The sequence below is a fragment of the Fluoribacter dumoffii NY 23 genome (genome assembly GCF_000236165.1).
GTDB classification, from domain to species: Bacteria; Pseudomonadota; Gammaproteobacteria; order Legionellales; family Legionellaceae; genus Legionella; species Legionella dumoffii.
Genome location: NZ_CM001373.1, coordinates 3,511,838 through 3,524,025 on the forward strand (window position 1 = coordinate 3,511,838; position 12,188 = coordinate 3,524,025).

A 12,188-nucleotide genomic window follows, 5' to 3' on the forward strand; every position below is an offset into this window, starting at 1 on the left:
ATGAATCTGATACAAATGCACGATATAGACTTGTCTGGAAAACGAGTACTCATTCGTGAAGATCTGAATGTGCCAATCAAAGAAGGGATTATTACCAGCGACCAACGGCTGCAGGCAGCACTTCCCACGATTAAAGCCGCTTTAGATGCGGGTGCTGCGGTTATGGTCATATCCCATTTAGGACGTCCTGAAGAGGGAAAGTTCGAACGTCGTTTTTCCATGGAGCCGATTGCCCAATATTTAGAAGAAAATCTGGACTATCCTGTGCGTTTTGTAAGCGATTACCTCAATGGACTGGATGTTAAGCCGGGTGAGCTGGTCGTGTGTGAAAACGTCCGTTTTAATGTAGGCGAAAAAAATAATGACGAGCAGCTGGCGAAAAAACTTGCCGCGCTCTGTGATATTTTTGTCATGGACGCCTTTGGTACAGCGCATAGAGCCCAGGCCTCTACGTACGGAGTTGCCCAATATGCACCGATTGCCGTTGCAGGTCCCTTATTAGTGAGAGAACTGGATGCCTTGAACAAGGCACTTGCTGCCCCCAAAAAACCAATTGTTGCTATTGTTGGCGGCGCCAAAGTGTCCACAAAATTGAGCTTGTTAAGGCAGTTAGTCACCCGTGTGGATTATTTAATTCCCGGCGGCGGAATTGCCAATACTTTTCTCAAAGCCCAGGGATTTGAAATTGGTGTTTCCCTTTATGAACAGAATTTACTGGATGAAGCACGCGAAATTCTGCAACTGGCCAAAGAAAAAGGCTGTCAGATCCCCTTGCCAACTGATGTAGTAGTGGGCAAAACATTTAGCGAGCATTGTCCAGCATACAATAAATCACTGCACAATGTTGCTGCTGACGACATGATTCTCGATATTGGCCCTATGACAGTAGCAGAGTACGTAGATATTATCGACAAGGCCAAAACCATCATTTGGAATGGTCCGGTTGGTGTATTTGAATTTGCACAATTTGCCTATGGTACACGGGCTTTGGCAATTGCCATAGCTGAAAGCGAGGCCTTTTCAATTGCTGGCGGTGGTGATACCCTTGCAGCGATTGATCTCTATGATCTCAATCAGCAAATTTCCTATGTTTCCACTGGAGGTGGGGCATTTCTTGAGTGTTTGGAAGGAAAGACCTTGCCTGCTGTTGCCATTTTGCAGGAGCGTGCAAAAGATGTTAAGACAAACTAAAATTGTTGCTACTTTAGGACCATCCAGTAGTGACCCCATAACACTACGTGCCATGTTGACCGCTGGGGTTGATGTGGTGCGCATTAATTTTTCCCATGCCGATGCTTCAGCCTCACAGCTTATTTCATTGGTACGGGAAATTGCCGAAGAACTACAACTTCCCGTGGCGGTGATGGCGGATTTACAAGGTCCAAAAATTCGTATTGGCCGTTTTGAAAACAAATCCATTACTCTAGTGGAAGGTCAGGACTTTACCCTGGATTGCAATGCAGCAGAACTCTTGGGTAATCATACTGAAGTCTCGGTGGCCTATCCCAATCTTTCCGCGGAATTAACCCCAGGCGATCATTTATTACTTAATGACGGATTGGTCGAGTTGGAAGTCAAGGAGATTGTTGGCTCTAAAATTCACTGTCGAGTCATTGAAGGCGGGATTCTCAGCGATCTTAAAGGGTTAAACAGAAAAGGGGGCGGCCTTGCAGCCCGCACCATGACGGAAAAAGACAAACGGGATTTACGGACCGCCATTGAAGCTGAAGTTGATTACATCAGTTTGTCCTTTGTAAAGGATGCTGAAGACATTCGCCACACCCGGGCCCTCATGTCTGAATTCGGTAAAAAAATACCTATCATCGCCAAAATTGAACGCACGGAAGCATTGGATTATTTAACTGAAATTATTCTGGAATCTGATGCCATCATGGTAGCCCGCGGGGATTTGGGAGTGGAAATCGGTGCTGCAGAAGTACCGGCAATTCAAAAGCATATCATTGGGGAAGCGCGGCGCCTGGATAAAGTAGTCATCACAGCAACGCAAATGATGGAATCCATGATTAATAATCCGCAACCTACCCGGGCTGAAGTTTCTGATGTGGCCAATGCGATATTGGATGGTACCGATGCGGTGATGTTGTCTGCAGAAACTGCCAGCGGCCAATTCCCCGTAAAAGTATTGACCATGGTTAACAAGATTTGTTTAAGTGCCGAAAAGCATGCAAGCTTTTATTACGATAGCAATGATGAAACCTGTCATTACCAACGTGCAGACCAAGCAATTGCAATGGCAACCATGCATGCCGCCAATCATTTCCCCATTCGCGCGATTATTACTCTGACAGAATCGGGAGATACTGCGTTATGGATTTCAAGACAACAAAGCAGGGTTCCTATAATTGCCGTGTCGGCGAATAAACGAACCATAGGGCGTTTGTGTCTGGCTCATAATGTGTTTCCGGTGTTCATGAATTATTATTCCTTTAATTCTGAAACCTTGAACCAGCAGGTATTAACGGAATTAATCCGTCTGGGGCACCTGGAAACCAAAGGTTTTGTTTTACTAACCCGTGGCCGCATAATTGGTACCGCAGGAGGTACAAACAGTATGGAGATAATTCAGGTTTAAAGCCTATAATAGGTTTATCACGACCCGAGTTCAGGGTAGGAACCGGAGAATGATGAACCGTTTTTTACCCAAACTCCGGATATTGTTTTTGCTTTCACTGAGTCAGCAAGGAGCCTGATAGCGACAGGATGTTTAAATGGCAGCTACAGGCTGCATTTTGCGGGTGTAGTTCAATGGTAGAACCTCAGCTTCCCAAGCTGATGGCGTGGGTTCGATTCCCATCACCCGCTCATTCATTCCTCACCGATTTATATCCACTCAGATTCAATAAAATTTTGCAGAGTGGATATATGTTCGATAAAGAATTTTCAGCGAACAGCAATTATTCGATGACTTCTTTTTTCTCTTCAAGGTTGCGCGAAAGACCTAACTTCTCTTTCAAGCGTGCAACCACATCGGGATCATATTGTCTTGTTGTTTTATTTTTCACCATTACCGCTGTTGCCCTAACCGGTTGGCTTGGGGTATTCAGACTGTTGTAAGTCGAGGAGCGTACTGGATAAGTAGGAAAATGATCTTCGGCAGGTTGAGCAGTTTGGCTTGTTTTTACAGGGAAACCAATCGATTGCTGGCTCGAAGCGGGTTGGTGTGTACCCTTTTCCGTTAGAACTTTGCGGGCGTTCCTAACGCTTTTCTCCACCCGCTTCTTAATCTTGGCCGCTGCATGCTCTGCCTCTTCTGCAGTGACCTCTCCCACTTCATTACCCTGCAAATCAATCCGCATTTCCCGTAATTTCAGGCAAGCAAGATAATCAAGACGGCGTGTATACAAAACCACTGCTTCTCTTAGTTTGCTCTTAGAAATACCAGCTTCTGCGGCTTTATCCGCATGCAGTAAAATATCATCCATGATCCCAATCTTTAAGGGGTGGATTTTTAATGAATTATCGAATGCTGCAGGAAAATGGGCAGCCAACCATAATAAAGCATCGGTTCGTGCTTTTTTAGATTTATTTTTTTGAGTTTTATTAATAACGGCGGTGCGTGGGTGCAGCTCCTGTTTTCTCATTAGAGTACCCTTGTTAGATATTGAATGTCATATCCGGAAGATGAAATCATTCGCATTTACGCATTAAGAATGAGCGCACAATGTACAATGTTTAATGATTGTTTGCAAGCACTCTTAATCATGTTCAGCTATTGCTCAGAAAAACGAAATCCAAAGTAGAAAAATAGATGGCGATAGTCCTATAATGAAATAGGCCTTCTCTTACATAGCCTTCATTATTTGACCTATGTATTTATGTGATAACATTCATTGACACAAAGGGTAATACCCCCCTTTCGATTAGGAACTTGTGGAGTAATTATGACAGGTCTTATTAAAAAAATGTTTATGCTCTTTCTGGCTGTATTTTTCCCATGGATTGTTCTTATTATGAATGATAATCCTGGGGGGGCTTTTGTTGCCTTGGCGTTACAAGCTACGGTGATTGGCTGGCCTTTTGCAACCATTTGGGCATGGCGAACTCACTATCCCGCTAAAAAAGAAAAATCATAATTATTTCGAGGTAAACTATGCTAACGCGCGTTATTGTGAATGGGTCCCAGGGAAAAATGGGAGCTTTGGCTTGTGACACTTTAGATAATCACAAGGAATTTGATTTAGTCGCTCAACTGGGCAGGGGTGATGATTTGGCGCAAGCGATTCAGGAAACCAAAGCCCAAATAGTTGTTGATCTCACTCGTGCAGATTGCGTGTATCAAAACAGCCTCACCATTATCCAGCATGGCGCACATCCGGTGATTGGAACATCGGGGTTGGTTCCTGAACAAATTAAGGAATTAACCGCAATATGCGAAAGCCGCCGCCTGGGTGGAATCATTGTTCCCAATTTTTCTATAAGTGCCGTTTTGATGATGCTTTTCGCCGCCAAAGCTGCCGAGTACTTTACTGAGGTAGAGATTATTGAAGCACATCATCAACAAAAACTTGATGCTCCCTCGGGAACTGCGTTAAAAACTGCTGAAATGATTGCCGAGGCAAGAAAAAATCCTAAAAATAAATTAAACCTCAAGGAACTCGTCCCGGGCGTGCGCGGTGGGGAACATTGTAAGGTTAACATTCATTCTGTGCGCCTTCCTGGCGTGATTGCCCGCCAACAAGTTATTTTTGGCAGTGTGGGGGAAACATTAACTATTACTGATGATTGTATTGACCGTCGTTCTTTCATGCCTGGAATAATCCTCTCCTGCCAAAAAGTATTAGGGTTAAACACTTTGGTTTATGGGCTTGAGCATTTGCTGTAGCAGCACGTTAATTTAACAAGGAAGCCGCTGGAGACTAAAATACCTCCGGTTAGCTTCCTTTTAATTAAGAACGCTTGTCTCGCTAAGATGGGACTCTTTGGATTTATTAAATAATCCGACCCATTCTTCAACGGTTTTTTCAACCAATTCGGCAAAATTATCCTCTTCGCTTGCCCTTAAAAAGGCGCGTAACCGTCCATAAACCGAATTGGTTGCAGTGGTGCGGCTTTCATCGAATTCAGGCCGGTCCATTACAATTTGTAGTATCTTTTCAAGCCGCACAACATTATCTTTACCCGAAGAAGTACTTAGCATCAGGTCGAAAATTTGTTTGATCCCGTCAGGGACTGTAGGGGTTTCAGGAAAAAATACCGCAGACCAGCGGGAACTGGAATCTATTGGAATAAATAAACTTTTTTCATTGATTAAAGGGTGGAGGGCATCATAAAGGCGATTGCAGTGTACTTTCCCTAACTGGCGAGCAACCAGGCGGCATAGAAGGGTATTTTTTGGTGAGGAGTATTCTTTTACTTTTTTATGTCCGCCGATAAAAATATTTTTTACTTCATTATCTGTAGCCGCCCGATCATCTTCTCTAAGGGCGCGCTCATTATCCAGCCGTTTTTTAATTTCTGTAGCAATATCTTCCGGTAAATACCATTCCGGTGTTTTTATGCCTTCAGATCCGGGCGCATTGTGCCCTGCATGTTCATGATGATGGCGACTCATATAAAGATCTGCTACCAGGGAAACAAAACGAATACGGTTTTCCTTGTCGGGAGCCTCATCAAATACAGGCAAGCTGCCATAGAGTTCTTTATAAAGAATCATTGCATCGGTATGAATGAGTTCTATGGCTTTTCTATCCTTGCCACTGACACAAGAGCCATAAGAATATCCCCCGATAGTCAGGACAATGAGCTGTTCCAAAGAACTCAAAAACAATTCCCTGCCAGCGTAATCAAAAATAGTCGCCGTACCCGGTGCAGACTCTAAAACACTCTTATATTGATCCAAAAGTGTTTGTAACCCTGGAGTAGTTGAGACGTATTTCTTCGCAACAGCCAATAAATTCAAGCTGTCTTTATCATTTGATTGGGTATAATATAAACGTTTTGCTAAATTATAGGGATGATTGTTTTGCAAAAGGTTTTGAATTCTTGTTTGTCTATCTACTGCTGCACGCGCTAGTTTATACAACTCCAAATCTGGAGGGAGTGTGGGTAAAAAATCTGTAATTAAAGTCGGAACATAATCCGCTGCATGAATGGGGCTAATCAGGGTCTGTAATATCGCGAGTTGGTCTGGTTGTGCATGTTCCATTACTTTTGTAAGATTCGAGTCACTATGCCGCTGTTGTACTGCTTCTGGCCAATCCAATCCATCTCGTGTGGCAATGTGGCTGGAACGATAGCGTTTTTTTGTGAGTTCTCGAATTACTTTTCCATTATGACTTATTCCCAATAAACTGTGGGCAGCATAATTTGCCGGCAAAGGCAAAGTACGATGACGGCTGGATAAAAAAGAAAATACATCTTCTACCTGTTCACTGCCTTTTAATACATGCTCGAGGAAAAACTGTTGATGGTGCGGCAATACCCAATACCATTGCGGGATACTGGAGATTTGCCCCACTGTACTGGAACATTCGATTTTAAAACTATCTGAGGTAATCAGCTTTTTAAAGTGGCTTAATTGTTTGTCCAGGTTAGACGGATCAGACGCCAAAACACGAATCATTTCCCGTAAATGGGGGCTCAATTCGTTAAACCATGCAGGTAGTGGTAAAGCATCTTTAGCAATTTGTTGCAGTTCCACATTTAAATTAAGCGCTCTCTTTTTAATTAATGACCAATTGATTAAAAAGCTATTGAAATCCTGAACCACCTCAGTATGAGTGCTAATTTTTCGATCCAGATTGCAAAAATAGGCTTGTTGGTATTCGCTAAGCGCATAAACCCAGGCAGGCGTTTTGGGATATCTTTTAAATTTTATTTGTTTTAGTTCATTGATGATTTGTTCGTAGTGGGGAGGGAGCGCTTCATCCAATTGGATGACATAGCTTATATCTTCTCCCACCTTCATAGGCATTAACGTTGCCAAATCATAGCGGCCATGCCTCATCAGTTCATATTGTTCCGCCTCATTTAACAGCTCAATCGCTTCTTTATTATTAGTACCCCACATCAAAGCAATCAACTCGATTAATTTGGCAGTATATTTTTCCAATTCCCGATGGAGATCTTCCGTGGACCCTTTTGCGTCCAGAGCAATTTCCATGCATTCCTCTATATATTTGCGTAAGGTATCTTTGGTTAAAAAGCTACTTTGGGGAGGTAGGGGATAAGCATCAAGAAGGAAGTGGAATGCTTTATGGAGACTATTCACCCGTCGTCCAAAACTACGGCGGTAATCAGGTTTCTGATAGTAAGTTTCAAGAGTATAGCCAGGAAAGCGGTCTTTTAATGCTTCAAGCAATTCTGATGATAATTCGGCACCATAAGGTACACGTAAAATAATTCCTTTTCCCATCGGTTAGTTTCCTTAACTACTGCCTCGGTTTCAAAATAACTCCAACTGAGCGATTCAAAAAGAGGGTATTTTAGTCCTAATCTCTTCGTTATTATTGTATAAATAATTCCATGAAACAATTACAATAATCACTTAATTTGATAAAAATAAAAAAAGGAGTTTGGTAATGGGCTACAGGGTACAACATTATATTGGCGGACGATTTATCAACGAAAACGATGCTAAAAGTCACTCTATTTACAACCCAGCATTGGGTGAAGTAGTTGGTGAAGTCCATTTCGCATCTAAAGAATTGTGCGATAAAACAGTAGCTACGGCCAAGGAAGCAGGAATTGAATGGTCGCAAACTCCCGCCATCAAAAGAGCACGAATCCTTTTTAAATTCCGGGAACTTTTAGAAAAAAATCAACTGGATCTGGCACGGATAGTTACTCGTGAACATGGTAAAACACTGGATGATGCCAAAGGTTCTGTAGCCCGCGCAATCGAAGTAGTTGAATTACATTGTGGGCTGGTCAATCAGCTTAAAGGTGATTTTTCTGCCGATGTAACCAATGGAATTGATTGCCATACGTTAAGACAACCCCTGGGGGTTTGTGCGGGAGTTTCCCCTTTTAATTTCCCGGTGATGGTTCCTGTATGGATGATGATCCCGGCGATTGCCTGCGGCAATACATTCATATTGAAACCTTCTGAACAAGACCCTTCTGCTCCCGTGCGTTTGCTGGAATTATTAACTGACGCAGGCTTACCTGCCGGAGTAGCCAATTGCTTGCATGGGGATAAAAATACCGTAGACCATCTGCTCGCTCATCCGGATATTGCGGCTTTTACTGCGGTTGCTTCAACACCTGTTGCCCAACATATTTATTCTACCGCCACATCCCATGGGAAACGCTCCCATACCTTTGGCGGTGCGAAAAACCATTGCGTGGTCATGCCTGATGCAGACCTCGATCAGGCTGCTGCCGCAATAGTAGGCGCCGCTTATGGTTCTGCAGGCGAGCGATGCATGGCTATATCTGTGGTGGTTACTGTAGGCCAACATACAGCAGATGCCTTGATTGAAAAAATGACCCCTCAAATTAAAGCTATGCGAATTAATGCCGGGGATGCTCCAGGAACCGACATGGGACCGTTAATTAGCGGACCACATCGGGAAAAAGTATTGGCCGCCGTGGAAAAAGGGCTCAGTGAGGGAGCCAAATTAATCATTGACGGCAGGGCATTCAAGCATCCCGAACACTCCCAGGGATTTTTCATGGGACCCTGCCTGTTTGATCAGGTTGATGAAAACATGTCCATTTACCAAAATGAAATTTTTGGCCCTGTTTTGGTCATCGTGCGGGTCGAGAATTTCGAAGAAGCGCTTGCCCTGGTCAATAGGAATCAATACGGCAACGGCACCGCAATTTTTACCCGGGATGGGTTTAGTGCACGGGAATACAGCCAACGCGTCCAGGTAGGCATGGTCGGGATAAATATACCTATTCCTGTTCCTGTGGCCAATCATCCTTTTGGCGGCTGGAAGCACTCTTCTTTTGGCGACACCAACATGCATGGACAAGAAAGCATCAACTTTTATACCCGGCGCAAAACAGTTACCAGTAAATGGCCGGTAAGCGAAATTAAAGAAAGTGCTTTTATTATGCCAACGCATGATTGATACATCAGGGATTTGGCCTAAGTGATGCGGCAGTACTGCCCTTAAGTGAAACACCCCTTCTCCCCAAAAGCAAAGGGACTCATGGAAAGGGCTGCTGCCCATGGTGAACTCTTCACTGCTTCCCTCTTCCTATGGAGAGGGAGTTTTTTGTTGATGGCTACACTCAGGCATTATTTTCAGCATATGGAGAACTCAATGGCAAAAATTGGATTTGTAGGACTTGGGCATATGGGCTTACCCATGGCCATGAACCTGGTTAAAGCAGGTCATCAAGTCACGGGTTACGATATACAACAAACTGCATTGCAGCTTTTTTCCCATGCAGGGGGGATGATTGCCCAAAACCTGCATGAAGCCGCCGAGGAAAAAGATGTTTTAATTACGATGTTGCAAAACGGTCCGCAAGTAGTGAATGTATGTCATGGCAGTAATGGGTTATTCCAATCTGCAAAAAAAGGAGCATTATTCATCGATTGCTCTACTATCGATGTAAACAGCTCACGCGAGTTGCATCATTTAGCCAAACAACATCAACTTGCAGTCGTCGATGCCCCGGTATCTGGTGGAGTGGCAGGTGCGGCAGCAGCGACCTTAACCTTCATGGTTGGTGGTGAAGAAAAAGCCTTTCAGGCTGCCCAGCCGGTATTGGGCGCGATGGGCCAAAAAATAATCCATACAGGCGGCGCAGGGAGCGGACAAGCAGCAAAAATATGCAATAACATGATTCTTGGAATCTCCATGATTGCCATCTCCGAAGCATTTGTGCTTGCAGAACACTTGCAATTATCACCGCAAAAACTTTTTGAGGTAGTAAGTAGTGCATCAGGCCAGTGCTGGGCGATGACCAAATATGCACCTGTTCCTGGGGTACTGGAAAATGTCCCTGCCAATAACGATTACAAGCCAGGGTTTGCAGCCGCAATGATGCTCAAAGATTTACTTCTCAGCCAGGATTCAGCGCAATCGGTCAATGTGAAAACCCCATTAGGCGCAAGAGCAACCTCGATTTATCAGCATTTTATCGATCAAGGGCTCGGTAATGCTGATTTTTCGGCAATTATAAAACTGATTTCCCAAGGTGAAGAGGTATAGCATGCATGCTCATTGGCATAATCCAAAATTAACTCCCACGGAAGATTCTATAAGCGAGTTTTGGTCTGAGGTGGCACAACAAACAGTAGATTGGCTCCATCCCTGGGAGACTGTACTCACCGGCGGCTTAAAGCATGGTGATGTAACCTGGTTCAAGGGCGGAAAGTTGAATGTCAGCATAAATTGTCTGGACAGGCATTTGCCACATAAAGCAAATCATCCTGCGATAATTTGGGAGGGGGATGATCCCGAGCAACATGCTATTCTGAGCTTTGCTGAACTGCATGCAGAAGTATGTCGCATGAGTAATGTACTTAAGCGCTTGCAGGTAAAAAAAGGCGATAAAGTCGCCATTTATTTGCCGATGATTCCCGAAGCCGCCATTGCCATGCTTGCCTGCAGCCGCATAGGAGCAGTGCATACAGTGATCTTCGCCGGATTTTCTGCTCATGCCTTAAGGCAACGGATTTTGGCTTCTGAATGTAAATGCCTGATCTCTGCCAATCATTTTAAGCGGGGCGGGAAACTCGTCAATCTGAAAGAACAACTCGATGAAGCCTGTGGTGATTTACCATTACAAAGACTTCTGATTCAGACTAATGATGAGTCTGTAGCTTTTGATAAAGACAAGGATCATTGGTGGCACGAGCTCAAGGAACAAGTAAGCGCACACTGTGATCCCGAACCCATGGATGCAGAAGATCCCTTATTTATTTTGTATACCTCAGGAAGTACTGGCCAACCTAAAGGGGTGGTGCATACAACAGGGGGCTATTTGGTACAAACCGCATACACCCACCAATTAATTTTTAATTGTCAAAGCAACGAGGTGTATTGGTGTACCGCTGATATAGGCTGGGTTACAGGGCACAGTTATGGGGTATATGGCCCCCTTTGTAATGGAATTACCACCCTGATTTATGAAGGAATCCCGACCTGGCCCAATGCAGCCAGGAACTGGCAGATCGTGGATAAACATCAAGTGAATGTATTTTATACTGCGCCTACGGCCATACGTGCCTTAATGCGTGCCGGAGATGAATGGCTCAACTCCAGCTCCCGGCACTCCTTACGATTACTGGGATCAGTTGGCGAACCCATAAACCCGGAAGCGTGGCAATGGTATTATCAAAAAGTAGGGCAAAACAGGTGCCCTATTGTTGATACCTGGTGGCAAACTGAAACCGGAGCCATCATGATAAGCCCCAGAGCCGATGAATCAGTCCATAAGCCTGGCTCCGCACGCCAACCCATCCCCGGTATTGTTCCTGTATTGCTTAATGAACATGGCCATGAAATCGTGGGATCCGGCCAGGGATTTTTAGCCATAAAATACCCTTGGCCTTCCATGGCAAGAACCATTGCCGGCGATCATCAACGGTACTGCATGACTTATTTACATCATGGTTATTACATTACAGGTGACGGTGCACACCGCGATGAAGATGGTGATTACTGGATCACCGGCCGCGTGGATGACGTGATAAATGTTTCCGGACATCGTTTGGGAACGGCAGAAATTGAAAGTGCGCTGGTGAGTCATCCTTCTGTTGCCGAAGCAGCAGTAGTAGGTATTCCGCATGATCTTAAAGGCCAGGGTATTCATGCCTATGTCATTCTAAAACAAGGATTTGCTGCTGGTGAACAGTTAAAAAAAGAATTACTGCAACAGGTCAATAAAGAAATAAGCCCCATCGCCAAACCGGACGTTATCCAGTTTGTTAATGATTTGCCTAAAACCCGCTCAGGCAAAATCATGCGCCGCATCTTGCGAAAAATTGCTGGAAAAGAAATACAAAATCTCGATGAGCTGGGGGATATCTCTACCTTGGCAAATCCGCAAATTGTCGAGACATTATGGAAGGAGGCAAATCCGTCTTAATTCATTCATCATAAACTTATATAGCCTGGATAAGGCCCTGCCAATCCAGGACTTAATATAGCCAACATCGGGTTTTAACCCCTTGTCCGCAGGCTACAGTTCCCTACGCCCAAAAGAGTGATTTTTGACCAATTTGTTAATTAAATGCAAAAAATGTATTGCTTTATATGCGG

9 protein-coding genes and 1 tRNA gene are annotated in these 12,188 nt (G+C 44.2%); 8 read left to right on the top strand and 2 right to left on the bottom strand.

Features of this window, described 5'->3' with window-relative positions; genetic code table 11:
• The 3 genes from KYQ_RS16100 to KYQ_RS16110 all read left to right on the top strand — a co-directional run bounded on the left by KYQ_RS16100 (position 1) and on the right by KYQ_RS16110 (position 2,823).
• Positions 1 to 1,191, top strand: a complete 1,191-nt coding sequence (locus KYQ_RS16100) for a phosphoglycerate kinase (RefSeq protein WP_010655159.1) — start codon at positions 1 to 3, stop codon at positions 1,189 to 1,191.
• Positions 1,175 to 2,593 carry a pyruvate kinase gene (pyk, locus tag KYQ_RS16105; protein ID WP_010655160.1) on the top strand — a complete coding sequence of 473 codons (1,419 nt, stop codon included), beginning with the start codon at positions 1,175 to 1,177 and terminating at the stop codon, positions 2,591 to 2,593. The genes KYQ_RS16100 and pyk overlap by 17 nt, the downstream gene beginning before the upstream one ends.
• A gap of 159 nt (positions 2,594 to 2,752) precedes the next feature.
• Positions 2,753 to 2,823, top strand: a tRNA-Gly gene (locus KYQ_RS16110).
• A gap of 92 nt (positions 2,824 to 2,915) precedes the next feature.
• Here the strand turns inward: KYQ_RS16110 and KYQ_RS16115 are convergent.
• The gene (locus tag KYQ_RS16115; RefSeq protein WP_010655161.1) at positions 2,916 to 3,602 is read right to left on the bottom strand and encodes a ProQ/FinO family protein; all 687 of its coding nucleotides are present in this window, start codon (positions 3,600 to 3,602) and stop codon (positions 2,916 to 2,918) included.
• Positions 3,603 to 3,902: 300 nt separating this feature from the next.
• Between KYQ_RS16115 and KYQ_RS16120 the strand changes: the two genes are divergently transcribed.
• Positions 3,903 to 4,094, top strand: coding sequence for a hypothetical protein (locus KYQ_RS16120; RefSeq protein ID WP_010655162.1), 192 nt, complete (start codon positions 3,903 to 3,905; stop codon positions 4,092 to 4,094).
• Between the two features lie 17 nt (positions 4,095 to 4,111).
• Positions 4,112 to 4,843 (top strand): 4-hydroxy-tetrahydrodipicolinate reductase, encoded by a 732-nt coding sequence (gene dapB, locus KYQ_RS16125; protein ID WP_010655163.1) that lies wholly within the window; start codon positions 4,112 to 4,114, stop codon positions 4,841 to 4,843.
• Positions 4,844 to 4,903: 60 nt separating this feature from the next.
• Here the strand turns inward: dapB and KYQ_RS16130 are convergent, their stop codons facing one another.
• Entirely contained in the window at positions 4,904 to 7,375 is a 2,472-nt protein-coding gene (locus KYQ_RS16130; protein ID WP_010655164.1) for a hypothetical protein, read from the bottom strand.
• A gap of 166 nt (positions 7,376 to 7,541) precedes the next feature.
• Here KYQ_RS16130 and KYQ_RS16135 point away from each other — a divergent pair, with 166 nt between their 5' ends.
• From KYQ_RS16135 to acs, 3 genes are all read left to right on the top strand, one after another.
• Positions 7,542 to 9,041 carry a CoA-acylating methylmalonate-semialdehyde dehydrogenase gene (locus KYQ_RS16135; RefSeq protein WP_010655165.1) on the top strand — a complete coding sequence of 500 codons (1,500 nt, stop codon included), beginning with the start codon at positions 7,542 to 7,544 and terminating at the stop codon, positions 9,039 to 9,041.
• Positions 9,042 to 9,194: 153 nt separating this feature from the next.
• Complete coding sequence (gene mmsB / locus KYQ_RS16140) at positions 9,195 to 10,133, top strand: 3-hydroxyisobutyrate dehydrogenase (protein WP_330981657.1); 939 nt, start codon at positions 9,195 to 9,197, stop codon at positions 10,131 to 10,133.
• A gap of 1 nt (position 10,134) precedes the next feature.
• The gene (gene acs / locus KYQ_RS16145; RefSeq protein ID WP_010655167.1) at positions 10,135 to 12,015 is read left to right on the top strand and encodes an acetate--CoA ligase; all 1,881 of its coding nucleotides are present in this window, start codon (positions 10,135 to 10,137) and stop codon (positions 12,013 to 12,015) included.
• The last annotated feature ends 173 nt before the right edge of the window (positions 12,016 to 12,188 follow it).

Excerpts from the sequence above, each read along its gene's own strand:
- KYQ_RS16100 (WP_010655159.1), top strand. The coding sequence starts at position 1 with ATGAATCTGATACAAATGCACGATATAGACTTGTCTGGAAAACGAGTA.
- pyk (WP_010655160.1), top strand. The coding sequence starts at position 1,175 with ATGTTAAGACAAACTAAAATTGTTGCTACTTTAGGACCATCCAGTAGT.
- KYQ_RS16115 (WP_010655161.1), bottom strand. The coding sequence starts at position 3,602 with ATGAGAAAACAGGAGCTGCACCCACGCACCGCCGTTATTAATAAAACT.
- KYQ_RS16120 (WP_010655162.1), top strand. The coding sequence starts at position 3,903 with ATGACAGGTCTTATTAAAAAAATGTTTATGCTCTTTCTGGCTGTATTT.
- dapB (WP_010655163.1), top strand. The coding sequence starts at position 4,112 with ATGCTAACGCGCGTTATTGTGAATGGGTCCCAGGGAAAAATGGGAGCT.
- KYQ_RS16130 (WP_010655164.1), bottom strand. The coding sequence starts at position 7,375 with ATGGGAAAAGGAATTATTTTACGTGTACCTTATGGTGCCGAATTATCA.
- KYQ_RS16135 (WP_010655165.1), top strand. The coding sequence starts at position 7,542 with ATGGGCTACAGGGTACAACATTATATTGGCGGACGATTTATCAACGAA.
- mmsB (WP_330981657.1), top strand. The coding sequence starts at position 9,195 with ATGGCTACACTCAGGCATTATTTTCAGCATATGGAGAACTCAATGGCA.
- acs (WP_010655167.1), top strand. The coding sequence starts at position 10,135 with ATGCATGCTCATTGGCATAATCCAAAATTAACTCCCACGGAAGATTCT.